Genomic DNA, 25590 nt, shown 5'->3' with positions numbered 1-25590 from the left:
CGCGGATCGCACTGGCCTCCGCGCGGGCGGTCTCGCTCGCACCGACCGCTTGGCCCAGCGCCACACGCATGGCCTTGGCATGGAACTCATACCGCTCATGCTCCACGAGCAGATCATCCAAGACCTGGGTCGCGAAGCGCCGGCCTGATTCTGACGGGGCAGAGTCGATGACGATATGGCCCGTGATGGTCAGGATCTCGCGCACCTCCGTGGCTGACGAGAGATCGAGCAGCGAGAACGCCATCGACTGCCGTGCCTGCGAGAGATCGACGTGCAGGCCTTGACCGGCGAAGGTGTGCTCGATCTCGCTCCGATACCCCGCATCGACCGCGACGCGATTGATGTCGAGCACGAGGTCGGCCGCCGATGCGGCGTGGGCGTAGCAGTACAGGTGCAGGAAGACGAACCGATAGAACGTGTTGAGGTCCTGCTCCGACGCGGCCGCGACCGGGAACAGCGCCGCGATGTCGCGAAGGATCGGGTCGTGCCGGGCCAGATGCGTGATGTGCACCGTCCGATCCAGGAAGTAGCGGCCGACCCGGTTCGCCTGCTCCGTGTACGAGCACCACTGCTGGAACAGGTTGCGGTAGAGCAGCACGTGCAGGCCGGGAGCGGCAGCCTTCAGGCCGGCGACGCGCCCGATGCTGCGGGTGTCCGTCAGCACCGGAATCCGGCCGCGAGCCTCCGTATGCGCGATCAATCCGCGAACATACTGCGCCTCGCCGTCGGACACGGCGCCGCTCGGGCCGTTCACCGGGATGAACCGCTCGTAGCTGAACGACGGGTCGAACCCGGCGACGCGATGATCGCCGTCGAGGAGGGGCAGGTACTCCAGGAAGTAGGGTGCTCCGTCCGGATGCTTCGAATACCAGGATTTCGTGGTCGAGGCGGAGATCGCTTCCGGTGAGAGAGCGTCGAGAGCTTCGTGGAAGACCTCGTAGTAGGCCGTCGCGCCTGGATTCGCCCGCAGGCACGACCACAGGTAGGTGCTCGCGGTTCGGAAGCTGGAATGGATGAAGATCAACGCCGGCCCTTCCCGTGCAGCCTGTCCGACCACCTCAAGCTCAAGGATCGTGCGCATCCTGCGCTGTCCTCGAGACGCGATTTTAGGACCCCGCGCGATCCCGACCTACGCACGGGAGCCGACGCGCCGAAGGTGATGCGGCAGGCTATGATGGACCGAAAACCGGATCTCCGCGAGCGTCGAACATACGGTTCCGGCGCCGATCCAGGCCTATGCTGATCGGATGCCTGCGGGCTCGCAGGACCGTCCGTCCAAGCCCTCTCCGTTCAAGCCCCATGGCGCCGCGGAAAGAACGGTGCGGTCGCACCCGAGCATCCGTGCAGGACCGGCGCCGGGAAGCAGGCAGGATGAAAGCATGGGCGATTTGAGGCGAAGACTTGGTATCCGCGGGCGTCCCGCCTTGACGATGCCTGTCCGCCTCGCCTATAGCCCGCGCCTCCGACACGACTGCGTAGGACCGGGTTTCACGCTCGGGGGAAGGTCGCGCGCTCCGGTCCGGCGAAGTCGCCGGAGGGCGCGGGTTTCGGATCGCCCACGAACGAGACAGGATTCAGATCATGGCACGCCGCTGCGAACTCACCGGCAAGGCCGTTCAGGTCGGCCACCTCGTGAGCCACTCGAACCACAAGACGAAGTGCCGGTTCCTGCCGAACCTCTGCAACGTCACGCTGACCTCCGATGCGCTCAACCGGCGGGTCCGCATGCGGGTGACCGCGCATGCCCTGCGCTCGGTGGAGCACCGCGGCGGCCTCGACGCCTTCCTCGTGAAGGCCCGCGAGATCGAGCTGTCGCAGACCGCCAAGCTCCTCAAGCGTGAGATTCAGAAGAAGCTCGGCGAGAGCGCGGCTCCGGAAGCCGTCGCCGCCTGAGCCGCCTGCGAGACGGATGCCCTCGGGCAATCCGGTGAGGAACCGCCGCACGGACGCCCGTGCCGGCGGTTTTTCCGTCCCTGTCGGACGTCGCTTCAATCCTGCCCGCTTCGCAGGGGCCCGCTCGACGCGGTCAAGCTTGCCGCCTCGGTGCTCGATTGGCCTGCTCCCACTCGGTGGTCCGGGTTCGAAGTTGGTGCATCGTGTGACGATGGCTGGCTGACCCGTGGGTGACGATCCGGCGGGTCCGGCTGGCCAGACGATGGCCGCCGACGCGTGCGGGTGGTCACCGATCGGCGGTCACCGATCAACGCGTGGGCACGGATGCGGATGTCGTGCCTGCGCCCGTGTTCGATCACGACACGTGCCTCCTTGAGCATGCAGAACACCGCGCCGTTGCCGCGCGTCACGGGCTTCCGCGTTGACGCTCGCGCAGCAGCCGTCCTCCCACGGGCTGCCCGGCTCGGCGGTCTTCGAACCGACCGCTGCGATCCAGTCCGGAACGGCCCTGGCAAGGAACGCCGGTCCGGTGTTCGCGCGGATGGAAGCCGGCACGCCGCGAAGGCTGACACGGCAACCTTGCGTCCCTGCCAGGCCAGACCGTCGCCTTGGCGCAGCTCGGCACCGATCGCGTCAGCCGTATGCTTCTTCCCCCGCATGCCAACAGCCTCACAGGGCCACAACCCATACCGCACGCAGGACCACCTCTCAGGGGGCAGGCCAGTCGGCGATCCCGGATCGGTCGAGCCACCGCTTCCCGCTCCGTCGGTTCGGACCGGGGGTGATTGCTGCATTGCCGGAAGCGGCGGAACGCGCCGGGCAAGGGCTGGCGGTTAACCGGTTCGCAATCCGATGGGGCGTAGTTTGATGCCGAGAGACGCCGCATCGGAATGGCGCCTCGAAGCGATTGCGTACCGGAGGCGGCCGCCATGCCGGCGCTTCGGCGACACGGAGCAGATTGTCCATGGCCCTCGATCTCAGCATGCCGATCCTGGTGGTCGACGACTATCAGACGATGGTCCGCATCATCCGCAACCTGTTGAAGCAGCTCGGCTTCGATGAGGTCGATGATGCATCCGACGGGACCGCCGCCCTGGCCCGCCTCAAGGGTCGCAAGTACGGGCTGGTCATCTCCGACTGGAACATGGAGCCGATGACCGGCTACGAGCTGCTCCGACACGTCCGGGCCGACGAGGGCCTGCGCACCACGCCGTTCATCATGGTCACCGCGGAATCGAAGACCGAGAACGTCATCGCCGCCAAGAAGGCCGGCGTGAACAACTACATCGTCAAGCCGTTCAACGCCGCGACGCTCAAGAGCAAGATCGAGGCGGTCTGCGGCGCCTGAGGCGCCGGGACCAGGATCAGGCCGGTGGCCCCGTCGAGTCCGGCGGGCGTGAGCGAGGACATGTCGCCGATGGGATCGCTGCGAAAGCCCCCCGGTGGGGCGAGTTCGGCGACGATGGTCGCCGAACTGGTCGAGATCGCCGACTACATCAGCCACGTGCGGGGCGAGATCGCGGCGTTACGGGCCAACGAGCTGACCCACGACCGCATCCCGATGGCACATGAGGAGCTGGGTAACGTGCTCTCGGCCACGGCCGGCGCCACGAACACCATCATGGAAGTCGCCGAATCGATGCTGGCGCTTCCGGACGGGCCCGGCTACCGCGACGCCGTCGAGGCGTCCATCGGCACCATCTTCGAGGCCTGCGCCTTCCAGGACATCACCGGCCAGCGCATCGGCAAGGTGGTCGAGGCGTTGCGCCAGTTCGAATTGCGGCTCGCGCGCTTTGCCAGCGCCGTGAAGGCGCGGGACGCCGCAGGCCACGATCCGGCCGAGGCCGAGCGGCGCGAGCGCGCCGAGCGCCTCCTCCTCAACGGCCCGCAGCCCGGCGGCCCGGCGACGGCCCAGGACGACATCGACGCCCTGTTCGCCTGACGGTCCGATCGTCCGCAGCCGGTGCGCGGATCGACGGGACCTGCCGTACGCCTCGACGCGATCGCGCGTTATCGAATAGCTTGGGCCACGACGCGGTTAAGCCGGAGCACGTGCGAAGACGATGGCGGCACGGCTCTGGTCCGACCTGACCGCGCAGGAGGTCGCGAACCGCTCCATGGGTGCGGCGATCGCGGTTCTGCCGGTAGCCGCGATCGAGCAGCATGGGCCGCACCTGCCGCTCTCCACCGACACGGTCATCATGGAGGGCTACCTCGCCCGCGCCTGCGCCCTCGTGCCGGACGATCTCGACGTGCTGGTCCTGCCGGTCCAGGCCATCGGGAAGTCCGACGAGCACGACGCCTTCCCCGGCACCCTCTCGCTGACCGCCGAGACCGCCCTGCGGGCCTGGACCGAGATCGGCGCCGGAGTCCATCGCGCGGGCTGCGGCAAGCTCGTGATCGTCACCGCGCACGGCGGCAACAGCGGGCTGATCGACCTCGTCGCGGGCGCGATGCGGGCGCGATACGGCATGGTGGCGGTCACCACGGCCTGGAGCCGCTTCGGCTATCCCGATGGGCTGTTTCCTGCCGACGAGATCGTCCACGGCATCCACGCGGGCGGGATCGAGACGGCCCTGATGTTGGCGCTCCGGCCCGACCTCGTGCGCACGGGCGCGATCGCCGATTTCCCGCCGCGCACCCTCGCCATGGCCCGCGAGTACGCGCATCTGCGGGCTGGACGGCCGGCGGCCTTCGCCTGGAAGGCTGGCGATCTCCACCCCTCGGGCGCGGTCGGCGATGCGCGGCTCGGGACGGCGGAGAAGGGCGAGGCCGCCCTCGACCACGGCGCGCGCGCGCTCGTCGCGCTGCTGCGGGAGGTGGCGCGGTTCCGCCTCGACGGCTGAGCGCCGGAAGGCACATGCCGACTTAATAGATGCCGAAACGCTCGTTCGACCGCCGCCATCAGTCGGCGGCGGCGGAGCGTCAGGCGCTCGCGGGCTGAAGCACGCATCGATTCGCGCCGGTGGCCTCCCGCAGCGCGGCGACGGTCCGCTCGGCGGCCTCCTCGCCGGCCGCCGTGGCGACGCGCTCGCCGGTCGGCGACGGGAGGCGTACGAGGACGATAGTCCCGATGTTCACCTCGGAGCGAATCCTCAGGCTGCCGCCATGCAGTTCCGCCATGGACCGGGCGATGGCCAGACCAAGGCCAGAGCCCTTGTGGCTGCGCGTCAGGTTGGTCTCGACCTGGGCGAAGGGTTCGCCGAGGCACGGCAGGGCCGCCTTCGGGATGCCGATGCCGGTATCCTCGATGAACAGATGGGCCCGGTCCCCCGCCGGACGGGCGCGAACGACGATGCGCCCATCGGCCGGCGTGAACTTCACGGCATTCTGCATCAGGTTGACGAGGATCTGATGAAGCGCACGCTCGTCGGCGAGCACGCTCAGGCCCGGCGTCAGGTCGACGGAGACGTGGAGGTTCTTCTCCCGTGCTGCGCTCGCCACGCACTTGAGGGCGCCGGCGACGGCGGCCTCGACCCCGATCTCGCGACGCACGAGCCGGACCCGGTGCGCCTCGATGCGCGACATGCTGAGGATATCGTCGATGACCGAGAGCAGGTAGTCGCCGCTCTCGCGGATATCGCCGCAATACTCGACGTAGCGCGGTGAGCCCAGCGCCCCGTAGACCTCGCTCGCCATCAGGTCGGCGAATCCGATGATCGCGTTGAGCGGCGTGCGCAGCTCGTGGCTCATGTTGGCCAGGAACTCCGACTTGGCCCGGTTGGCGGTCTCGGCCGCCGCCTTCTGGTCGAGGTAGCGCTCGGCGAGGTCGGCCAGTTGCTGCGTCTGCAGTTCGAGGGTGCGGCGGGAGCGCTTGAGGTCCTTGACCGTCTCGATGAGTTCGCGTTCGGAGGCCACGAGCTGCTCCTGGTGGCGCTTCAGGTTCGTGATGTCGGTGCCGACCGAGACGTAGCCGCCGTCCTTGGTGCGACGCTCGCTGATCTGGAGCCAGCGACCGTCGGTCAGTTCGGCCTCGAAGGTGCGCGCCGTCGCGCTCGCCGCATCGACCTCGGGCGATTCACGGCGGATCTGCGGGAGGACGCCGCGCCCCATCACCGCGTCGTAGCGCCGGCCGACCTGGGCGTCCTCGGGACTCAGCGCGTGGAGGTGACGGAACTTGGAGTTGCACAGCACGAGCCGGTTGCTGGTGTCCCAGATCACGAAGGCCTCGGAGATCGCCTCGACCGCGTCGCGCAGGCGCACATCGTTGGCCGCGCTCGCCTCGGCGAGGTGCTGCTGCTCGGTGACGTCGACGGCGATGCCGACGAGGTGGCGGCCGCCGTCGGCCACGTCCGGCACCACCTCGGCCCGAGTGCGGAGCCAGATGTAGGCGCCGTCGACCCCGCGCATCCGGAAGGCGTGGTCGACCGTGGTTTGGCTGGCGGCCAGTCCCCGGGCGAGGCTGTAGAGGTCGCCGTCGTCGGGATGCACCAGCGCATTGACGTCGCCGAAGGACAGGAACTCGTGCTCGCGCCGGTAGCCCAGTAGCGCGTACATCGAATCCGACCAGTAGATCCGACCGCGCGGGATGTCCCAGTCCCACAATCCGCATGCGCCGCGACCGAGCGCCGTGTCGAGGCGCTGGCGGATCTGCTCGCAGACCTTGTCCACCGCCTTCGCCCGACGGCTCTGGAGCCCGTAGGCGAGGCCGACGCCGATGATGACCAGGGCGGCGGCGGCGATCAGCACGACATGATGGTGGGCCCGCCCGGTCCAGCCCGCGGTCAGCGCCTCGATCGATTGCAGCACCGCGACCTGCCCCTGCGCCGCGGAAAGCCGATGCATCGTCGCGAGCACGGTCCCGCCCTCGGCGACGGTCAATCGCATGACGCCGGCGCGCTCGCCGAGCGTGGAGAGGGCCTCGGCCTCGCCCAGGATCTGCTGCAAGGCCTCGACGCCGGTCGGCAGCGGCGGCCGGGCAGCGAGAATCCGCTCGCTGCGCGAGACCAGCAGCACCCGGCGTCCCGCCGGCAGGGTCCCGGCCGGGAACAGGTCGTCGAGGCTTGCCTGTGCGGCGGCATCGCTGCCGACGCGACCGGAGAGCGCCGACGCCGTGATCCGGGCAAAGCCCTCCATCTCGGCGGTCGCCGCGGCGAGCAGGTCCTCGCGCTGGCTCTGGAGGTGGAGGGTCGTCAGCCCTGCGAGACAGGCGAGGAAGATCGCCAGGAGCGCCGGCACCGCGTAGCGCAGCCACGCCTCGGCCTGGACGAACCGCGCAGCCGGGCTGCGCGCCGGCCAGCGGATGCCGAGAATCGTGTCCGCACGCGCGGAGAAGGAAGCGGAATCCGCCTCCGGCATGGTCGACCTCGTCACATGGGAAGAACCCGGTCCGCGGACGAAGCCGCCGCCGGATCTGAATACATATCACCATCTTCCCGGACGATTTGTCCACGGGTTTTTTGTGCGAGGCCTTGACTCCTGGCGATCGATGACAGCCAGGGATTTATCGGGAATCGCTTGTATTCAGAGATGGTTAAGCAGCCTCCGACGTTCGCCCGGCGATGTCGGCGACATCCCGCGAGAGGCCCGGGATCGCCTTGATCCGGTTGAGGATTCCGCCCGCCTTCTCGACCCTCGAAATTTCCCACTTCCTCCAGGGCGCGAAGGCGGTCAGCAGCCGCGCGGCGAGCTGCGGGTTGGTGCGGTCCAGGGCCTCGACCGCGTCGGCGACCAGGGTAAAGCCCGCGCCGTCGGTGCGCGCGAACTGGGTCGGGTTGCCGAATGCGAAGCTACCGATGAGCGCCCGGACCCGATTCGGGTTGCCCATCGCGAAGGCGGGATGCTGGGCGAGATCCGCAATCCGCGCCAGCGTGCCCGCCTCGGCGATGGTCGCCTGGATTGCAAACCACTTGTCGAGGACCAGCGGCTCGTCCGCGTAGGCCGCGCCGAAGGCCGCGAGCGCGGCTTCCCGGGCCTCCCCGGGGATCTGCGCGATCACGCCCAGGGCCGCGAGGCGGTCGGTCATGTTGGTCGCTGCGCGAAGCTGGGCGCCCGCCTGGGCAACTCCGGCTTCCGGGTCGGCCGCGGCGATCAGGTCGAGGGCGGCGTTGGCGAGCGAACGGCACCCCGCCGAGGCCGCGTCCGGGCTGTAGGCTCCTGCGAGCCGCGGGCGCAGCGCCGATGCGACGGCGTCGAGCCGGCCGCGCAGCCGCCGGCCGAGAACGGCGCGGAGGGAGCGCCGGGCGGCGTGGATGTGATCGGGATCGAGATCGGCGGCGACCGTGTCGGCGAGTTCGCCCTCGCTCGGCAGGGTCAGCATCAGGGCGGCGAACGCCGGATCGGCCAGCGCCTCGGCGTCGAGGAAGGCATCGAGCGCATCGCCGAAGGCGTCCGCCGCGCCCGGGTCCGCGGAGGGCTTCAGCATCAGCCCCGTGGCGATGCTCTGGGCAGCCTGCCAGCGGTTGAACGGATCGGTGTCGTGACGCAGCAGGATCAGGTGCTCGGCCTCGCCGAGGTCGAGGTCGAGCCGCACCGGCGCCGAGAAGCCGCGCAGAACCGAGGGCACCGGCGCCTCCGCGACGGCCTCGAAGACGATCTCCGCGGATTCCGTGTCGAGGACGAAGAGCTCATCGGCAACGGATGCGCAGGCCGCGTCACGAAGGGGGCCGGACGCACCGACGAGGCCGAGCGCGACTGGGATGACCAGCGGCGGCCCCGCGGCCTCCAGGCTCTGTCGGACGTGCAAGGTGCAGCGCCGGGCCGCCGCGTCGTAGGCCGCCGAGACCGCGAGCCGCGGCGTGCCCGGCCGATCGTACCAGCGCGCGAAGGCCGAGAGGTCGCGCCCGGTCTCGGCGGAGAACGCGGCGAGGAAGTCCTCCACGGTTGCGGCCGTGCCGTCGTTGTCGGAAAAATACCGGTCCATGCCGGCGCGGAAGGCGTCCGCCCCGATCAGGCTGCGCAGCATCCGCACGATCTCGGCGCCCTTGTCGTAGACGGTGGCCGTGTAGAAGTTGTTGATCTCGGCGTAGGCACTCGGCCGCACCGGATGACGCAGCGGTCCCGCATCCTCCGGAAACTGCCGGGCGCGCAGGGCGCGCACCTCGCCGATGCGGTGGACGGCGCGCGAGCGCAGGTCGGAGGAGAACTCCTGATCGCGAAAAACCGTCAGGCCCTCCTTGAGGCAGAGTTGGAACCAGTCGCGGCAGGTGACGCGGTTGCCCGACCAGTTGTGGAAGTACTCGTGCGCGATGATCCGCTCGATCGCGGCGTAGTCGGCATCGGTCGCGGTCTCAGGCGATGCCAGCACGTACTTGTCGTTGAAGATGTTGAGGCCCTTGTTCTCCATCGCCCCCATGTTGAAGTCCGACACCGCCACGACGTTGAACACGTCGAGGTCGTAGGCGCGCCCGAAGGCCGCCTCGTCCCATTCCATCGCGCGGACGACCGCGTCGAGGGCGTAGGCGGCGCGGGGTCCCTTCCCGGGCTCGACGTGGACGGCGACCGCGACCGACCGGCCCTCCATCGTCGTGAAGTTTGCTGCGACGCGGTCGAGATGTCCGCCGACGAGGGCGAACAGGTAGGCGGGCTTGGGGTGCGGATCATGCCACACGGAAAAATGCCGGCCGGTGCCGGGGATGGCGCCGGCCTCGACCGGGTTGCCGTTGCCCAGGAGCACCGGCGCCTCGTCGCGATCCGCCTCGATGCGCGTCGTGTAGACCGCCATCACGTCGGGCCGGTCCAGGAAGTAGGTGATCCGGCGGAAGCCGTCCGCCTCGCACTGCGTGCAGTAGACGCCGTTCGAGCGGTAGAGGCCCATCAGCCGCGTGTTGGCGGTGGGGTCCGCCCGCGTCTCGATGCGCAGGGCGAAGGGCTGCCGCGGCGGGTGGTGGAGGGTCAGCCCGCCCGGCCCCGCCGCGTAGGCCTCGGGCGCGAGCGCCGCCCCGTCGAGGTCGAGGCCCGCGAGCACGAGGTCGTCGCCGTCGAGGTGAAGGACCGCGCCGGGCACGCCCGCCGGGTTCGGGCGCAGCGCCAGCCGGGACACGACGCGGGTGTCGTGCGCATCGAGGCGCACGTCGAGGTCGACCCGGTCGATCAGGAAGTCGCTCGGCCGGTACGCTTCGAGGCGGATCATGGGCGGCGTTTCGGTTCGCATAAGTCTGGCACTCGCCGGATGGGATAATCGCCCGTTCTGGCCCCGCCGCCGGTGCTGCGCAACGGCAGGGCGTGGTTGACCGCGCCGCGCCGAAGGCCAGACAGCCTCGGCACCAGCGGAGCGCGCGAAACGTCATGGAATACCTGCACACCCTATTTTCAATGGAAATTATGTAGACCTGGAAATGCTTTAGCGCCCTCGCCAGATTTGGTCCGAGGCAACCGGGCGTAGGAGAGGGCAGGGGATTGCTGGCCAGTTCGGCACCTGCGCGGTGAAGGTGCTCCTGCGCAACACCGAGGCCAAGACCGGTGCCTGGGCGTCTGCGCTGTTCGGCGAGGTGTCGGTGATCTCGGTGGTGCCGAGCGAGGCGGCGGCGCTGGACGGGGCGTTCCGGCGCACGCGCACGACGTACTCGCGGCAGGCGCGCATGGTGCGGGCGGTGCCGCCGGATAGGGTTGATCCGTGGCGGGGCGCTGCTGGTGTTCGGCGTGTGGTTCTTGGGGCTGGCCGGCTGAGGCGGACGGACCAGGACGAGGAACGGAGAGGGCGGCGATGGCGAAGGGTGGCGGCACTACATCGGGAGGCGCCAGGGGCTGCCCGGCAGCAGGTTCGACGATGGGTCCCAAGCCGTTCGTGGCGACGCCGGGCCGGGAGGAGGCGCGGAGCCGTGCAGCGGGACGGGCCGCCGCGCGCTGCGACGCAGCTGATGGCGCGGCAAGATCGGACCACGACCTATCCTGGGATGACGCCGGCTGGGGCGCCTCCGCCGACGCGGGTGATGAGCACGGGCTGGGTCGAGCGGGATCAGCAGGCCAGGCTGGCGCAGGCGGCGGCGCGGTTGATGGCCGGGGTGCCGATGCCCGCCTCCGGCGGCACGGTCATGCAAGCCGGCCCGACGCCCTCCGAGGCGCAGGCCATCGAGGCGATGCGGTCACGGATGGAAGGCATGGGGCATTCCGGGTGAAGCGACCTACAGCGCCGGCACCGAGACGCGGCATGGACAGCTGCGGGTGTGGACGGCGGAGTTGCCGCAAGGCCAAGGGCCACGAGGAAGAGCGCGAGCCCTGACGGGCCGGCCGGCTCGCTGGTCGGACGCTGTTTGCCGTTCGAGGAGCTGTCCGACCAGCTCGGTCACCGGATGCGCGGGTTCGCCATCACGGAGATCTACGCGGCCTACTCGCCGGAGTACCAAGCGCTAGCTACGGCAGCGATCCAAGCCCTGCTGCGCTCCATCGCCCTCGAAAGCGGCAGCTGTGCATTTCTGGCCAAAAGCCGGCATAGTCTGAAAATTCTTCATCAATAACAGAAGGTTAGAACAGAAATGGAATATCTGCACACGATGGTCCGGGTGGCGGACCTCGACCGGGCGCTCGCCTTCTACGTCGACACCTTCGGCCTCAAGGAGGTGCGCCGGATCGACAACGAGAAGGGCCGCTTCACCTTGGTGTTCCTCGCAGCGCCCGGAGACGTCGCCCGGGCGGAAGCCGAGAAGTCGCCGATGGTCGAACTGACCCACAACTGGGATCCGGAGGCGTACTCGGGCGGCCGCAACTTCGGCCATCTCGCCTACCAAGTCGATGATATCTATGCCTTCTGCGCCAAGCTGAAGGACAAGGGCGTGACCATCAACCGGCCGCCGCGCGACGGCTACATGGCGTTCGTGAAGTCGCCGGACGGTATCTCGATCGAGATCCTGCAGAAGGGCGGCGCCAAGCCCGCGCAGGAGCCGTGGGCCTCGATGGAGAACACCGGAAGCTGGTAGCGCGCTTGACCGTGCCGCCCGATCCGGCCCACATCCGCGCCGGATCAGTCGGCCGGGCGGCCGCTCCGGGTTCTTCGGGGCTCGGGGAGGAAAGTCCGGGCTCCATGGAGAGACGGTGCCGGATAACGTCCGGCGGGGGCGACCCCAGGGACAGTGCCACAGAGAGCAGACCGCCCCGGACCGGGTTCCCGGACCTTGCCGGGGTCAGGGTGAAAGGGTGCGGTAAGAGCGCACCGCGGACGCGGCAACGCGGACGGCACGGCAAACCCCACCGGGAGCAAGACCGAATAGGGGCGGCGCGCCCCGCCTCGCGAGGGGAGGGGCAGGCCCGCTCTCCAGGCCAGTCGCCCGGGTTGGTTGCTCGAGGCGGTCGGCGACGATCGTCCCAGAGGAATGGCCGCCACGTCCGGACGCTTCGGCGTCCGGGCCCTACAGAACCCGGCTTACAGGCCGGCTGATCCGCCCATCCGAACAGTTTCATCGCACGCACGCCGTCGCGGTCCGTGCTCAGCGCGCCAACCGGCACCGACCGACCACGACGCATTCATCGCCGCCGTCGGAAGATGTGAAGGGACCTTCGGGAGTTTTCCGTCGCGAGCCCGGTCTCGACGGCGATGTCCCATTCGGATCGGCTCGCGAAGCGGCGAAAAACTTACGCTCGATTAACCTTGCTGAGGTCAGATCGGCGCGTCCGCGGTGCGGATTGTCGCTCACGTTGACGACCGTCAGAGGCTCATGGTACCCGGCATCACCCCGTCAACGGCGATTTTCGGATCGACGGGCGAGCCCCGACTAGGCGCGGGACTCGCCCGCATGCGGGCCATTGGCCGTCGCACGACCGGGATCGCCCAACCCTTCCGCGCCGCGCCGCCGCGGCCGAGCGCAGGCAGCCATGAGCCGACCCGTTCCCCACGCCGCCGCGACGGTCTCGCCGCCCCGCTCAAGCCCGCGCGCGGCCCGTCGATGAGGCGGCCGGTGCCGGCGGCGTCCGCTCCGCACGTCCCGGTCCTGCTCGACGAGGTCGTCGCCGCACTCGCTCTCCCGGGAGCCCAACTCACGATCGATGGCACCTTCGGCGCCGGCGGCTACACCCGCGCGATCCTCGCGGCCGATCCGGACGTGCGGGTCGTCGCCATCGACCGCGACCCCGCGGCCATCCGCGGCGGCGCCGCCCTCGTCGCCGAGGCCGGCGGACGCCTGATGCTGGTGTCCGGCTGCTTCGGCACCCTCGACGAGATCCTCGCCGGGCAGGGCGAAGCGCGGGCCGACCGCGTGGTCCTCGATATCGGCGTGTCGTCGATGCAGATCGACCAGCCCGAGCGCGGCTTCTCCTTCCGCAACGACGGCCCCCTCGACATGCGGATGGGCGGCACCGGCCCGAGCGCCGCCGACCTCGTCAACGAGGCCGACGAGGCGGTGCTGGCCGACATCGTCTTCCACTACGGCGAGGAGCGCCGCTCGCGGGCGGTGGCTCGCGCCCTCATCGAGGCCCGCCGCCGCGGCCGCATCGAGACGACGGCGCAACTGGCCGAGATCGTGGCCGGCGTCGTCCGCTCGGAGCCCGGCAGCGGCATCCATCCCGCCACGCGCACGTTCCAGGGCCTGCGCATCGCGGTCAACGACGAACTCGGCGAACTGGTCCGGGCGCTGCACGCGGCCGAGCGGATCCTGCGGCCCGGCGGGCGGCTGGCGGTGGTCACGTTCCACTCGCTGGAGGATCGCATCGTCAAGCAGTTCTTCTCCGCCCGCAGCGGCCGGGCGGTCCAGGCCTCGCGCCACGCGCCGAGCGCGCTGCCCGGCGCCGGGGAGGCGGCGCCGAGAAGCTTCCGGCCGGTGACCAAGGGGCCGGTGCTGCCCTCCGACGCCGAGACCGCGCGCAACCCGCGCGCGCGCTCGGCCAAGCTTCGCGCGGCCGAGCGCACCGACGCCGACGCGCCCGAGCCGCTCGCCGCGATCCAGGCGCTCGCGGCCCTGCCAGAGGTGCCCCGCGGAGGCGCACGCCGGTGATCCGCCTCCTCAACCTCCTGGCCGTCGTCGGCCTCGTTGCCTCGGCGATCTACGCCTACTCGATCAAGTACGACACGCTTTACCAGGGCGCTCAGGTCTCGAAGCTGAAGAGCGGCCTGCACGCCGAGCGGCAGGCCATCGCGGTGCTGCGCGCCGAGTGGCAGCTCCTGACCCGGCCCGACCGGCTCCAGGCCGCGGTCGAGAAGCACCTCGCCCTCGAGCCGATCGGGACGAGCCACCTCGGGCGGCTGGCCGACCTGCCCGCGCGGGCCGAGCGCGGCGACGAGATCGGCCGCCTGCTCGCGGCCACCGCGACCCCGAAGGAGAAGGGTCCGGGCTCGGAGCCGCGCACCACCGGGTCGATCACCCGCACCGTCACGACCCGCACACCGACGACGTCGAGGTAGTCCCCGTGTCCCAAGACGCCTCTCAAGACGCACCGGACGCCGCCTCCGAGGCCGCGTCCCCGGTCCCCGCGGTCGAGCCGGCGCCCCTGCCGGCCGAGCCGCGGGTGCACCCGACGCTGCGCCTGTTCCGGGCGATGTTCCGCCTCGCCATCGAGCGCTCCTACACCCGCGTGGCGCTGGTCGGCCTCGCCTTCCTCGCCGTGTTCGGCGCGATCAGCGTGCGGCTGCTGTCGATCGCGATCTTCGGCGCGCCGCCGAGCCAGGACCATCGGGTGGCGGCGGCCGCTACCACCGCGATCCGCCCCGACATCGTCGACCGCAACGGCGAGATCCTGGCCACCGACATCCGCACCGTCTCGGTCTTCGCCGAGCCGAAGAACATCTACGACAAGGACGAGGCGGTCGAGCTTCTCACCGCCGTCCTGCCCGAGCTGAACGCCACGGAACTGCGTGCCAAGCTCTCGACCAAGAAGGGCTTCGTCTGGGTCAAGCGTGAGTTGACCCCGAAGCAGCAGGCCGAGGTGCATCGGCTCGGCATCCCCGGCATCGGCTTCCTGCCCGATCACAAGCGGGTCTACCCGAACGGGGTCTCGGCTGCGCACGTGCTCGGCGTGACGAACCTCGACAACATCGGCATTGCGGGAATCGAGAAGTACATCGACACGCAGGGCAACAAGGCGCTCAACGAGTTCGGGCTCGTGGCCAAGCAGACCGATCTCGCGCCGATCCAGCTCTCGATCGACCTGCGCGCGCAGTTCGCGGTGCGCGACGAGCTCGCCAAGGGCATCGAGCACTTCAGGGCCAAGGCCGGCGCCTCGATGATCCTCGACGTGCAGACCGGCGAGGTGATCGCGCTGGTCTCGATGCCGGACTTCGACCCGAACAACCCCGTCGACGCGCTGTCGGACGACCGCATCAACCGCATGAACGTCGGCGTCTACGAGATGGGCTCGACCTTCAAGGCGATGACGCTCGCCATGGCGCTGGAATCGGGCAAGTACAACGTCAACTCGACCTTCGACACCCGCGGCGGCCAGTTGAACTGGGGTCGCTCGAAGATCCACGAGTATCACGGCACCAACCGCATCATCACGATGCCGGAGGTGTTCACGCACTCCTCCAACATCGGCTCGGCCAAGATGGCGCTGGGCGTCGGCGTGCCCGGCCACAAGGCGTTCCTGCGCAAGATGGGTCTCCTCGACCGGATGCGGACCGAGTTGCCGGAATCAGCGATGCCCATCGTCCCGGCCCACTGGACGGAGATCAACACCATCACCATCGCCTTCGGCCACGGGCTGGCGGTCGCGCCGATCCAGGCGACGGCGGCGGTGGCGGCGATCGCCAACGGCGGGTTCCTGATGACGCCGACCTTCCTCAAGACGACCGTCGAGGAGGCCCGCGCGAAGGCGACCCAGGTGCTGCGCCCGGAGACCAGCGAGGCGATGCGCTTCATCATGCGCCTCAACGCCACCGAGGGCTCGGCCAAGAAGGCGGCGATCCCGTACTACTTCGTCGGCGGCAAGACCGGCACCGCCGAGAAGGTGATCGGCGGCCGCTACAACAAGAACCGCCTGTTCACGACCTTCATGGCGGCAGCCCCCATGGACCGGCCGAAATATCTCTTTGTCACCGTCATGGACGAACCGCAAGCCGTTGCGGCGGAGTCCGGTTCCTACGCCACCGCAGCCTGGAACTCCGGCGTCGTGACCGGCAAGGTGATCGAGCGCGTCGCACCGATCCTCGGCCTGCCGCCGCAGTTCGAGCCGCCGGTCAAGCCCTTCCCGCTGATGGTCAAGCTCAACGCCTACCACGCCAACCAGGTCGGCGGCCCGTGAGCGCGGCGGCTCTCGGCGCGCTGTTCCCGGACGCTGCCCCCGAGATCGCCGATCGCGCGGTCGCCGGGCTGACCGCCGACAGCCGGCGCGTGGTGCCCGGCGGCGTCTTCGTCGCGGTGCCCGGCACGAAGGCCGACGGCAAGCTGTTCGCTGCGGGCGCGGCGCAGGCCGGAGCGGTCGCCGTCGTCGGCGAGGGCGAGGCGCCGGCCGGGCTCGCCTGCCCGTGGATCAGGGTCGCGGATGCCCGCCGCGCCCTGGCGCTCGCCGCGAGCCGCCTCTCCGGACGTCAGCCCGACACCCTCGTCGCCGTCACCGGCACGGCGGGAAAGAGCTCGGTCGCCGACTTCGTCCGCCAGATCCTGTCCCGCCTCGGCCGCGACGCGGCGAGCCTGGGCACGGTGGGCATCGTCACCGCGCGCGGCGCGGCCTACGGTTCCCTGACGACGCCCGATCCCGTCACCCTGCACGAGACCCTCGCGCAGCTCGCCATCGACGGCGTCACGGACCTTGCCATGGAGGCCTCCTCCCACGGGATCGAGCAGCGCCGGCTCGACGGGGTCCACCTGGGCGCCGCCGGCTTCACCAATCTCGGGCGCGACCACCTCGACTATCATCCCACCGTCGAGGCCTACCTCGCGGCCAAGCTGCGCCTGTTCACGGTGCTGCTGCCCGCCGGATCGCCGGCGGTGATCAACGCCGACGGCGCCTGCGCCGACCGGATGATCGCCGCCGCGCGGGCCGCCGGCCACGACGTTCGCACCACCGGCCGGGCCGGTACGCAGATCCGCCTCCTGCATGCGAGGACCGAGGGATTCGCGCAGGTTCTCGGGCTCGGCGGCGCCCACGGCGGGCGCGCGGTTCGGCTGCCGCTCGTGGGCGGGTTTCAGGTCGAGAACGCGCTGGTCGCCGCCGGTCTCGCGCTGGCGACGCCCGCCGGCGCCGCCGACCCGGACGGCGTGTTCCTGGCGCTGGAGCACCTCACCGGCGTGCCGGGCCGCATGGAGCGGGTCGGCGAGGTCAACGGCGCGCTCTGCCTCGTCGATTACGCGCACAAGCCGGAGGCGCTGGAGGGCGTGCTCATCGCGCTCCGCCCGTTCGCCGCGGGCCGCCTCGTGCTCGTCTTCGGCTGCGGCGGCGACCGCGACCGCGGCAAGCGCCCGCTCATGGGCGGGATCGCGGCGCGGCTGGCCGACGCGGTGATCGTCACCGACGACAATCCCCGCACCGAGGACCCGGCGGCGATCCGCGCCGCGATCCTGGCGCAGGTGCCGGGCGCGACGGAGATCGGCGACCGCACCGATGCGATCCGCACCGCCGTCCGGGGCCTGCGGCCCGGCGACGTGCTGGTCGTGGCCGGCAAGGGCCACGAAACCGGCCAGATCGTCGGCGACCGGGTGCTATCGTTCTCGGACCACGCGGTGCTGCGGACGGCGATCGGCGAGGCTGCGAGATGAACACGCCACGGGTGACTCACGACGAACACCGCGCATCTCCCTTCCCTCTCTGCGGGAGAGGGTGGCCCGCGAAGCGGGTCGGGAGAGGGGAGCGACGATGCCGGATGCGGCGCTCCCCTCACCCGATCCTCGCTGACGCGAGGCCCACCCTCTCCCGCAGGGGGGAGAGGGAGGACGCGCGTCCACGAACTGTCCGATCGGAAGCCGCATGAGCCCGAACGCGCCGCTCTGGACCGCCGACGCCCTCGAAGCCGCGACCGGTGGGACGCTGCACGGGGAAGGTCGTGCCATCACCGGCGCCTCGATCGACACCCGCACGCTCCAGCCCGGCGACCTGTTCTTCGCGATCCGCGGCGAGGCGCGGGACGGTCACGACTTCGTCCGTTCGGCCCTTGAGACGGGCGCCGGCGCGGCCGTCGTCACCGCCGAGCGCGCCGCGGAGTTCTCGCGGTTCGGCCCGGTGCTGGCCGTGCGGGGCACCGGTGCCGACCCCGTCCTCGACGCGATGACGCGCCTCGGCCGCGCAGCCCGCGCCCGCACCAAGGCCCAGGTCGCCGCCGTCACCGGCTCGGTCGGCAAGACCGGCACCAAGGAGGCCCTGCGCCACGTGCTCGCGGCGCAAGGCGAGACCCACGCCTCGGCCGCCTCCTACAACAACCACTGGGGCGTGCCGCTGACGCTGGCGCGGATGCCGGCCGACACCCGCTTCGGGGTGTTCGAGATCGGCATGAACCACGCCCGCGAGATCCTGCCGCTGACCGCGCAGGTACGCCCGGACGTGGCGCTCGTCACCACCGTCGAGCCGGTGCACATCGAGCACTTCGCGTCGCTCTCGGCGATCGCCGACGCCAAGGGCGAGGTCTTCTCCGGGCTCGCCGCGGGCGGCATCGCGATCATCAACCGGGACAATCCCAGCTTCGCGCGGCTGGGCGTCCACGCGCTCGCCTCGAAGGCCGGCCGCGTCGTCAGCTTCGGCGAGCACCCCGAGGCCGACGTGCGCGCCCTGCGGATCGTCCTGCGCCCCGACCTCTCCGTGGTCGACGCGCGGGTGATGGGCCAGCCCGTCACCTACCAGCTCGGCACGGCGGGCCGCCACACGGCGTTGAATTCCCTGGGCGTCATGGCCGTGATCCACAGCCTCGGGGCCGACCTCGCGCAGGCCGCCCTGTCGCTCGCAGGCCTGCGGCCGCCGGTCGGGCGCGGCGAGCGGACCGCCCTGCACCTGAAGGACGGCGCGGCCTACCTCGTCGACGAGAGCTATAACGCCAACCCGGCCTCGATCCGTGCCGCCCTCGCGACGCTGTCCGCGATCGAGACCGGCCCGCGCGGGCGCCGCATCGCCGTCCTCGGCGACATGCTGGAACTCGGGCCCGCGGCCGAGGCGCACCACCGCGCCCTGGCCGAGACCGTCGAGGCGAACGCGGTCGACCTCGTCTTCACCGCCGGCGCCCTGATGGGTCACCTGTTCGAAACCCTGCCGATCGCGCGCCGCGGCATCGCCGCCGAGACCTCGGCCGACTTGATCGATCCGCTCGCCAAAACCCTGCGGCCGGGCGACGCGGTGATGGTCAAGGGCTCGAACAGCATCCGCATGGGCCGGATTGTCGAGGCGCTGAAAGCCCGCTACGCGAGCCCGCCGGTGCGGCGCGATGCGTCGGCCCTGTCAGCCGCGCCGTGAGCGGCATCCGATCGTCCGCCGCGGCCGAGGACCGTCAAAGGCCCGTTGCCGCCATTCCCGTCTGAGCCAAGCGGCCGAGGCCCGATGCTGTATCTCCTGTCGGACCTGAGCGGCATGCTCTCGGCCCTCAACGTCTTCCGCTACATCACCTTCCGCACCGGCGGGGCGCTGTTCACGGCGGGTCTGTTCGTGTTCTGGTTCGGGCCGTGGATCATCTCCCTGCTGCGCCTGCGCCAGGGCAAGGGCCAGCCGATCCGCGAGGACGGGCCGCAGACCCACCTGCTGACCAAGCGCGGCACGCCGACCATGGGCGGGCTGATGATCCTGGCCGGCGCCATCGTCGCGATCCTGCTGTGGGCCAACCCGCGCAGCCACTACGTCTGGATCACCCTGATGGTGACGCTGGGCTTCGGCGCGATCGGCTTCTACGACGACTTCCTCAAGGTGACGAAGCAGTCGCACAAGGGGTTCTCCGGCAAGTTCCGCCTCTCGCTCGAGGCGTTGATCGCGGTCGCGGCCTGCTACGCGATCTCGTACTTCTCGCCCGCCTCGCTCCAGAACCAACTCGCCTTTCCCGTCTTCAAGGACGCGCTCCTGAACCTCGGTTGGTTCTACGTCCTGTTCGGCGCCTTCGTGATCGTCGGCGCCGGCAACGCCGTGAACATGACCGACGGCCTCGACGGCCTGGCCATCGTGCCGGTGATGATCGCCTGCGGCACTTTCGGCGTCATCGCCTACCTCGTCGGCAACTCGTTCACCGCGAGCTACCTGCAGGTGAACTACGTCCGCGACACGGGCGAGCTCGCGGTGGTCGCCGGCGCCGTGATCGGGGCGGGCCTCGGCTTCCTGTGGTTCAACGCGCCGCCCGCGCAGATCTTCATGGGCGACACCGGGTCGCTTTCGCTCGGCGGCCTTCTGGGCGTCGTCGCGGTGGCGACCAAGCACGAGATCGTGCTGGCCATCGTCGGCGGCCTGTTCGTCCTCGAGATCATGTCGGTGATCATCCAGGTCGCCTCGTTCAAGCTCACCGGCAAGCGCGTCTTCCGCATGGCGCCGATCCATCACCACTTCGAGCAGAAGGGCTGGAAGGAGCCGCAGGTCGTGATCCGGTTCTGGATCATCGCGGTGATCCTGGCGCTCGCGGGGCTGGCGACGCTCAAGCTGCGGTAGGAACGTGGTATGCAGCCTCACCGGTAGCCTCTGCGAGGCGGACGCGTCGGGCGCGGGTCCCCACACCCTTCGCGGGAGAGGGCCAGGGTGAGGGGAGAACGGAGGTCACGCCCCTCACCCCAGCCCTCTCCCCCTGGGAGAGAGGGAGCGCGCTCCGTGTCCGATGCGATGGATTCGAGATGCGTATGACGCCCGTCACCACCTTCGCCGGCCAAAGGGTCGCCCTGTTCGGCCTCGGCGCCTCGGGCCTCGCCACCGCCCTGGCGCTCAAGGCCGGTGGCGCCTCCGTGATCGCCTGGGACGACAACGCCGAGGGCGTCTCGAAGGCGGCGGCTCAGGGCATCGAGACCGTCGACCTTCGCGAGGCCGACTGGTCCGGGTTCGCGGCGCTGGTGCTGTCGCCGGGCGTGCCGCTGACTCATCCGGCCCCGCACTGGACCGTCGCCCTGGCCAAGGCTGACGGCACCGCAATCATCGGAGACATCGAACTGTTCTGCCGCGAGCGCAGGGCGATCGCGCCGGGCGCGCCGTTCGTGGCCATCACCGGGACCAACGGCAAATCGACCACCACCGCGCTCGTCGCGCACATCCTCGCCGAGGCCGGCCGCGACGTGCAGATGGGCGGCAACATCGGCACCGCGATCCTCTCCCTGGAGCCGCCGGCCGCCAGCCGCGTCCACGTGGTCGAGCTGTCCTCGTTCCAGATCGACCTGACGCCCTCCCTCGACCCGAGCATCGGCGTGCTCCTCAACCTGACGCCGGACCATCTCGACCGGCACGGCACCTTCGCGCAGTATGCCGCGATCAAGGAGCGCCTGATCCGGGGCTCGGACCTCGCCATCGTCGGGATCGACGACGGGCCGAGCCGGGCCGTCGCCGACCGTCGCGGGGGCGGGCTCGTGCGCGTCCACGTGCCCCGCGACGCGGCGCTCGCCGCCGAGGCGCTCGTCGTGCGGGACGGAAGCGTGCGCGATCCCGCAGGCGCGACCATCGCCGACGTCGCCGCGATCCGATCCCTGCGCGGCGCGCACAACTGGCAGAACGCGGCGGTCGCCGTCGCCGTGGCACAGGCGCTCGGGATCGATCCCGCGGCGATCCAGGCCGGCCTCGAGAGCTTTCCCGGCCTGCCGCACCGGATGGAGGCGGTGCGGGTGCGCGGGCGCGTGCTGTTCGTCAACGACTCCAAGGCGACGAACGCCGATTCCACCGAGAAGGCGCTCACCGCCTTCCGCGACATCCACTGGATCCTCGGCGGCAAGGCCAAGGACGGCGGCATTTTCCCGCTTGCTCCCTATTTCGAGCGCATCGCCCACGCCTACCTGATCGGCGCGGCGTCGGACGCCTTCGCCGCGACGCTGGAGGGCGCGGTCCCCTATACCCGCTGCGGGACGCTCGACGCGGCGGTCGCCGCGGCGGCTGCCGGTGCCGAGGCATCGGGTGCGCCGGAGCCGGTGGTGCTGCTCTCGCCCGCCTGCGCCTCCTACGACCAGTTCCGCAGCTTCGAGCAGCGCGGGGACGTGTTTCGGCATCTCGTGCGGGCGCTGGATTGACCGACGAGCGGTCACGCCACCGATCTGGCATTCCGGGTTTTGCTACGCAGCCCCACAATGACGCCGTGCGGCGAACGCGCCGTCCCGCTCGGCCAAGCCTAACAAAGCATTTACCATTCCCGCACAGGATCGCCTCCGACCGCCGCGCGTCCCCCGCGGCCCGCACGAGGCCGTCCTACGCCCATGATCTCCCGCGCGGAACGCACGCCCCTGACCGACTGGTGGTGGACGGTGGATCGCGGCCTGCTCGCGGCGCTCGCTGCCCTGATGGTCGCCGGCCTCGTCTTCCTGATGGGCGGCGGCCCGCCGGTGGCCGAGCGCATCGGCTTGCCGACCTTCTACTTCCTCAACCGGCAGGCGATGTACCTCGCCCCCACCATCCTGATCATCTGCGCGGTCTCGTTCCTGTCGCTCCGCGGCATCCGGCGGCTGGCGCTCGGCACCTGGGCCATCTGCGTCGTGCTCTGCGTGCTCGCCGGCAAGTTCGGGCCCGAGATCAAGGGCGCGCATCGCTGGATCCAGTTCGGCTCCTTCGGCCTCCAGCCGTCCGAGTTCGTCAAGCCCGCCTTCGTGGTGGTCGCCGCCTGGGCCTTCTCGGAGGGCGCGCAGCGGCGCGACATGCCGGGCGGGTTCCTCGCGATCCTGCTCCTGCCGATCACCATCGTGCCGCTGCTGCTCCAGCCCGATTTCGGCCAGACCATGCTCATCACCCTCGTGTGGTGCGCGCTGTTCTTCGTGGCCGGCCTGCACCTGATCTGGGTGGCCGTTCTCGGAATCCTCGGCCTCACCGGGGTGTTTGCCGCCTACACCTTCTTCCATCACGTCCGCGAGCGCATCACCCGCTTCCTCGACAAGGATTCCGGCGACGGGTTCCAGGATTTCTGGTCGCGGGAATCCTTCCGCTCGGGCGGGTGGTTCGGCACCGGGCCGGGGGAGGGGATCGCCAAGCGCCACCTGCCCGACGCCCACACCGACTTCATCTTCTCCGTCACCGGCGAGGAGTTCGGCGTGCTGGTCTGCCTGTGCCTCGTCGCATTGTTCGCCTACATCGTGCTGCGCGGCCTCAAGCTCGCGCGCCGCACCGACGACACCTTTTCCAGGCTCGCCATCACCGGCCTCATAACCCTGTTCGGTCTCCAGGCCTGCATCAACATGGCGGTCAACACCCAGCTCATGCCGGCCAAGGGCATGACGCTCCCCTTCGTGTCCTACGGCGGCTCGTCGCTGATCTCTCTGGCGCTCGGCATGGGCTTCCTCGTGGCGCTGACCCGCAAGCGCCCGCGCACGACGATGCTGAGCCAGAAGCCCCCCGGCACCGCGCCGGCCACCGTCGCGGGGGTGATGCGGTGACGGTGTTCACGGCCACCGTCCTGCTCTGCGCCGGCGGCACCGGCGGCCACCTCTTCCCGGCCGAGAGCCTCGCGCATGCGCTTCGCGCCCGCGGCATCCGCGTGGTGCTCGCCACCGACGCGCGGGTCGATGCGATCGCCGGCGAGTTCCCGGCTTCCGAGATCGTCACCGTCGCCTCGGCGACGCCCTCGGGCCGCTCGATGCTGCACCGCGCCGGCGCCGTGCTGACGCTCGGGCGCGGGTTCGCGGAGGCCGCGAGAGCGGTCAAGCGCATCAACCCCGCCGCGATCGTCGGCTTCGGCGGCTACCCGACCGTGCCGCCGATGCTCGCCGGGCAGATCCTGCGCGTGCCGACCATCATCCACGAGCAGAACGCGGTGATGGGCCGCGCCAACGCGTTCCTGGCACGCGGCGCCCGCACCATCGCCACCGGCTTCAAGGCGGTGCGCGGCGTGCCGGAGAAGGCCAAGGCCTCGCGCATCCACACCGGCAACCCCTTGCGCCCCGCGGTGATCGAGGCCGCCAGGGTCGCTTACCCGCCGCTCGGCCCGGCGGACGCGCTCCACCTGCTGGTCTTCGGCGGCAGCCAGGGCGCCCGGGTGATGGGCGAGGTCGTGCCGAAGGCGGTCGCGCAGCTTCCCGCCGATCTCCGCGCCCGCCTCCACCTCGTGCAGCAGGTCCGCCCCGAGGACCTGACCACGGTGCAGAACGACTACCGCGCCATGGGCCTTTCCGGCATCGAGGCCGCGCCGTTCTTCAAGGACCTGCCGGCGCGGATGGCGCTGAGCCACCTCGTGGTCTCGCGCTCGGGCGCCTCGACCGTGTCGGAACTCGCCGCCATCGGCCGTCCGTCGATCCTCGTGCCGCTTCCCGGTTCCCTCGACCAGGACCAGGCCGCCAACGCCGCGACGCTCGGGAGCATCGGCGCGGCGCTGGCGCTGGCGCAATCGGCCTTCACGCCCGACCGCCTCACAGCCGAATTGGTCGATGCCTTCGAGAACCCATCGAAATTGACCGCGGCGGCCGACGCGGCGAGAAGCGCCGGCATCCACGACGCCGCCGAGCGGCTCGCCACGGTGGTCGTCGACACGGCCGCCCGCACCTGATTTTTTCGGGGCTCGTGCTTCGGCCGGTCCCACGAGCGACGAGATTGGTCCCGCCATGAAGCTGCCCGACAAGCTCGGCCCCATCCACTTCATCGGCATCGGCGGCATCGGCATGTCCGGCATCGCCGAGGTGATGCACAACCTCGGCTACACGGTGCAGGGCTCGGACGCCTCGGACAACGCCAACGTCCGGCGGCTGTCCGAGAAGGGCATGCGCACCTTCGTCGGGCACGCGGCCGAGAACGTCGAGGCGGCGGGCCTCGTCGTGGTCTCCACCGCGATCCGCCGCGACAACCCGGAACTCGCCGCCGCCCGCGAGGCCCGCCTGCCGGTGGTGCGCCGCGCCGAGATGCTGGCCGAGCTGATGCGCTTCAAGTCCTGCGTCGCCATCGCCGGCACCCACGGCAAGACCACGACCACCTCGCTGGTGGCGACACTCCTCGATGCCGGCAACCTCGACCCGACCGTCATCAACGGCGGCATCATCAACGCCTACGGCACCAACGCCCGCATGGGCGATGGCGAGTGGATGGTGGTGGAAGCCGACGAATCGGACGGCACCTTCCTCAAGCTGCCGGCCGATGTGGCCATCGTCACCAACATCGACCCGGAGCACCTGGATCATTTCGGCTCGTTCGACGCAGTCAAGGAGGCGTTCCGGCGCTTCATCGACAACATCCCGTTCTACGGCTTCGCGGTGATGTGCACCGACCACCCCGTGGTGCAGGACATGGTCGGCCACATCGAGGACCGGCGCATCATCACCTACGGCGAGAACCCGCAGGCCGACGTGCGCCTCATCGACGTCGACCTGAAGGGCGGCCAGAGCCGGTTTCGTGTGATGATCCGCGACCGCCGCCCCGGCTTCCGCCTGGAGATGGAGGACCTCGTCCTGCCGATGCCGGGCAAGCACAACGCGCTCAACGCCACCGCGGCGCTCGCCGTCGCGCACGAGCTCGGCGTGCCGGCCGACGCGATCCGCAGGGCGCTGGCCGGCTTCGGCGGCGTCAAGCGCCGCTTCACCCGCACCGGCGAGTGGAACGGCGCCCAGATCTTCGACGATTACGGGCACCATCCGGTGGAGATCAAGGCGGTGCTGCGGGCGGCGCGCGCCTCGACCGACGCCAGCGTCATCGCGATCGTGCAGCCGCACCGCTACTCGCGGCTGGCCTCGCTGTTCGACGATTTCTGCACCTGCTTCAACGACGCCGACACGGTGATCGTCGCCCCGGTCTACGCGGCGGGCGAGGCGCCGATCGAGGGCATCGACCGCGACGGCCTCGTCG

General features: G+C 70.4%; 20 protein-coding genes, 1 other RNA gene and 1 pseudogene. 17 read left to right on the top strand and 5 right to left on the bottom strand.

Features of this window, described 5'->3' with window-relative positions; genetic code table 11:
* On the bottom strand, window positions 1-1081 hold a 1081-nt coding region (locus tag ACFE8Y_RS12305), incomplete at its 3' end, for a hypothetical protein (RefSeq protein WP_375464669.1).
* Between the two features lie 500 nt (window positions 1082-1581).
* Here ACFE8Y_RS12305 and rpmB point away from each other — a divergent pair.
* Window positions 1582-1893, top strand: coding sequence for a 50S ribosomal protein L28 (rpmB, locus tag ACFE8Y_RS12300; RefSeq protein WP_375464668.1), 312 nt, complete (start codon window positions 1582-1584; stop codon window positions 1891-1893).
* 340 nt (window positions 1894-2233) lie between these two features.
* Here rpmB and ACFE8Y_RS12295 read toward each other — a convergent pair.
* Window positions 2234-2460 (bottom strand): annotated as a pseudogene (locus tag ACFE8Y_RS12295) (IS3 family transposase); the annotation flags it as partial.
* A 397-nt stretch (window positions 2461-2857) separates the two neighbouring features.
* Here ACFE8Y_RS12295 and ACFE8Y_RS12290 point away from each other — a divergent pair.
* The 3 genes from ACFE8Y_RS12290 to ACFE8Y_RS12280 all read left to right on the top strand — a co-directional run bounded on the left by ACFE8Y_RS12290 (window position 2858) and on the right by ACFE8Y_RS12280 (window position 4739).
* Window positions 2858-3241, top strand: a complete 384-nt coding sequence (locus ACFE8Y_RS12290) for a response regulator (RefSeq protein WP_375464667.1) — start codon at window positions 2858-2860, stop codon at window positions 3239-3241.
* A gap of 114 nt (window positions 3242-3355) precedes the next feature.
* Complete coding sequence (locus tag ACFE8Y_RS12285; RefSeq protein ID WP_375464671.1) at window positions 3356-3835, top strand: chemotaxis protein; 480 nt, start codon at window positions 3356-3358, stop codon at window positions 3833-3835.
* Window positions 3836-3956: 121 nt separating this feature from the next.
* Window positions 3957-4739: a creatininase family protein gene (locus ACFE8Y_RS12280; protein WP_375464666.1), complete on the top strand. Its 783-nt coding sequence runs from the start codon at window positions 3957-3959 to the stop codon at window positions 4737-4739.
* 79 nt (window positions 4740-4818) lie between these two features.
* Here the strand turns inward: ACFE8Y_RS12280 and ACFE8Y_RS12275 are convergent, their stop codons facing one another.
* The 3 genes from ACFE8Y_RS12275 to ACFE8Y_RS12265 form a co-directional block, all read right to left on the bottom strand.
* Window positions 4819-7191, bottom strand: a complete 2373-nt coding sequence (locus ACFE8Y_RS12275; protein WP_375464665.1) for a PAS domain-containing sensor histidine kinase — start codon at window positions 7189-7191, stop codon at window positions 4819-4821.
* Window positions 7192-7366: 175 nt separating this feature from the next.
* The gene (pepN, locus tag ACFE8Y_RS12270; RefSeq protein WP_375464664.1) at window positions 7367-9985 is read right to left on the bottom strand and encodes an aminopeptidase N; all 2619 of its coding nucleotides are present in this window, start codon (window positions 9983-9985) and stop codon (window positions 7367-7369) included.
* A gap of 804 nt (window positions 9986-10789) precedes the next feature.
* Window positions 10790-10933, bottom strand: coding sequence for a hypothetical protein (locus ACFE8Y_RS12265; protein WP_375464663.1), 144 nt, complete (start codon window positions 10931-10933; stop codon window positions 10790-10792).
* A gap of 151 nt (window positions 10934-11084) precedes the next feature.
* Between ACFE8Y_RS12265 and ACFE8Y_RS12260 the strand changes: the two genes are divergently transcribed.
* The 13 genes from ACFE8Y_RS12260 to murC form a co-directional block, all read left to right on the top strand.
* On the top strand, window positions 11085-11288 hold the full coding sequence (locus tag ACFE8Y_RS12260) for a hypothetical protein (protein WP_375464662.1): 204 nt from the start codon (window positions 11085-11087) through the stop codon (window positions 11286-11288).
* Window positions 11289-11306: 18 nt separating this feature from the next.
* The gene (locus ACFE8Y_RS12255; protein ID WP_375464661.1) at window positions 11307-11747 is read left to right on the top strand and encodes a VOC family protein; all 441 of its coding nucleotides are present in this window, start codon (window positions 11307-11309) and stop codon (window positions 11745-11747) included.
* Between the two features lie 44 nt (window positions 11748-11791).
* Window positions 11792-12209: RNase P RNA component class A (gene rnpB / locus ACFE8Y_RS12250), an RNA gene on the top strand.
* A gap of 501 nt (window positions 12210-12710) precedes the next feature.
* Window positions 12711-13754, top strand: coding sequence for a 16S rRNA (cytosine(1402)-N(4))-methyltransferase RsmH (gene rsmH / locus ACFE8Y_RS12245; protein WP_375464660.1), 1044 nt, complete (start codon window positions 12711-12713; stop codon window positions 13752-13754).
* Window positions 13751-14161 (top strand): hypothetical protein, encoded by a 411-nt coding sequence (locus ACFE8Y_RS12240; RefSeq protein ID WP_375464659.1) that lies wholly within the window; start codon window positions 13751-13753, stop codon window positions 14159-14161. The genes rsmH and ACFE8Y_RS12240 overlap by 4 nt, the downstream gene beginning before the upstream one ends.
* Before the next feature lie 5 nt (window positions 14162-14166).
* Window positions 14167-15996: a peptidoglycan D,D-transpeptidase FtsI family protein gene (locus tag ACFE8Y_RS12235; RefSeq protein WP_375464658.1), complete on the top strand. Its 1830-nt coding sequence runs from the start codon at window positions 14167-14169 to the stop codon at window positions 15994-15996.
* Window positions 15993-17450 (top strand): UDP-N-acetylmuramoyl-L-alanyl-D-glutamate--2,6-diaminopimelate ligase, encoded by a 1458-nt coding sequence (locus ACFE8Y_RS12230; RefSeq protein WP_375464657.1) that lies wholly within the window; start codon window positions 15993-15995, stop codon window positions 17448-17450. Before ACFE8Y_RS12235 ends, ACFE8Y_RS12230 begins: the two co-directional genes overlap by 4 nt.
* Before the next feature lie 208 nt (window positions 17451-17658).
* Window positions 17659-19128, top strand: coding sequence for a UDP-N-acetylmuramoylalanyl-D-glutamyl-2,6-diaminopimelate--D-alanyl-D-alanine ligase (locus ACFE8Y_RS12225; protein WP_375464656.1), 1470 nt, complete (start codon window positions 17659-17661; stop codon window positions 19126-19128).
* Window positions 19129-19212: 84 nt separating this feature from the next.
* Window positions 19213-20298, top strand: coding sequence for a phospho-N-acetylmuramoyl-pentapeptide-transferase (mraY, locus tag ACFE8Y_RS12220; RefSeq protein ID WP_375464655.1), 1086 nt, complete (start codon window positions 19213-19215; stop codon window positions 20296-20298).
* A 185-nt stretch (window positions 20299-20483) separates the two neighbouring features.
* A complete protein-coding gene (murD, locus tag ACFE8Y_RS12215) occupies window positions 20484-21848 on the top strand; it encodes a UDP-N-acetylmuramoyl-L-alanine--D-glutamate ligase (protein ID WP_375464670.1) in 1365 nt (454 codons plus the stop codon).
* A 183-nt stretch (window positions 21849-22031) separates the two neighbouring features.
* A complete protein-coding gene (locus ACFE8Y_RS12210; protein WP_375464654.1) occupies window positions 22032-23198 on the top strand; it encodes an FtsW/RodA/SpoVE family cell cycle protein in 1167 nt (388 codons plus the stop codon).
* Window positions 23195-24304, top strand: coding sequence for an undecaprenyldiphospho-muramoylpentapeptide beta-N-acetylglucosaminyltransferase (murG, locus tag ACFE8Y_RS12205; protein WP_375464653.1), 1110 nt, complete (start codon window positions 23195-23197; stop codon window positions 24302-24304). The genes ACFE8Y_RS12210 and murG overlap by 4 nt, the downstream gene beginning before the upstream one ends.
* 55 nt (window positions 24305-24359) lie before the next feature.
* Window positions 24360-25590, top strand: a 1231-nt coding sequence (gene murC, locus ACFE8Y_RS12200) for a UDP-N-acetylmuramate--L-alanine ligase (protein WP_375464652.1), incomplete at its 3' end; no start/stop codon positions are given.

The sequence above is a fragment of the uncultured Methylobacterium sp. genome, assembly GCF_964242245.1.
Lineage (GTDB): Bacteria > Pseudomonadota > Alphaproteobacteria > Rhizobiales > Beijerinckiaceae > Methylobacterium.
This window is presented reverse-complemented; position numbering and strand designations above follow the sequence as displayed.

Excerpts from the sequence above, each read along its gene's own strand:
- ACFE8Y_RS12280 (WP_375464666.1), top strand. The coding sequence starts at position 3,957 with ATGGCGGCACGGCTCTGGTCCGACCTGACCGCGCAGGAGGTCGCGAAC.
- pepN (WP_375464664.1), bottom strand. The coding sequence starts at position 9,985 with ATGCGAACCGAAACGCCGCCCATGATCCGCCTCGAAGCGTACCGGCCG.
- ACFE8Y_RS12290 (WP_375464667.1), top strand. The coding sequence starts at position 2,858 with ATGGCCCTCGATCTCAGCATGCCGATCCTGGTGGTCGACGACTATCAG.
- murD (WP_375464670.1), top strand. The coding sequence starts at position 20,484 with ATGACGCCCGTCACCACCTTCGCCGGCCAAAGGGTCGCCCTGTTCGGC.
- ACFE8Y_RS12285 (WP_375464671.1), top strand. The coding sequence starts at position 3,356 with ATGGTCGCCGAACTGGTCGAGATCGCCGACTACATCAGCCACGTGCGG.
- rsmH (WP_375464660.1), top strand. The coding sequence starts at position 12,711 with ATGAGGCGGCCGGTGCCGGCGGCGTCCGCTCCGCACGTCCCGGTCCTG.
- ACFE8Y_RS12255 (WP_375464661.1), top strand. The coding sequence starts at position 11,307 with ATGGAATATCTGCACACGATGGTCCGGGTGGCGGACCTCGACCGGGCG.
- ACFE8Y_RS12225 (WP_375464656.1), top strand. The coding sequence starts at position 17,659 with ATGAGCCCGAACGCGCCGCTCTGGACCGCCGACGCCCTCGAAGCCGCG.
- rpmB (WP_375464668.1), top strand. The coding sequence starts at position 1,582 with ATGGCACGCCGCTGCGAACTCACCGGCAAGGCCGTTCAGGTCGGCCAC.
- ACFE8Y_RS12275 (WP_375464665.1), bottom strand. The coding sequence starts at position 7,191 with ATGCCGGAGGCGGATTCCGCTTCCTTCTCCGCGCGTGCGGACACGATT.
- ACFE8Y_RS12210 (WP_375464654.1), top strand. The coding sequence starts at position 22,032 with ATGATCTCCCGCGCGGAACGCACGCCCCTGACCGACTGGTGGTGGACG.
- mraY (WP_375464655.1), top strand. The coding sequence starts at position 19,213 with ATGCTGTATCTCCTGTCGGACCTGAGCGGCATGCTCTCGGCCCTCAAC.
- ACFE8Y_RS12265 (WP_375464663.1), bottom strand. The coding sequence starts at position 10,933 with ATGCCTTCCATCCGTGACCGCATCGCCTCGATGGCCTGCGCCTCGGAG.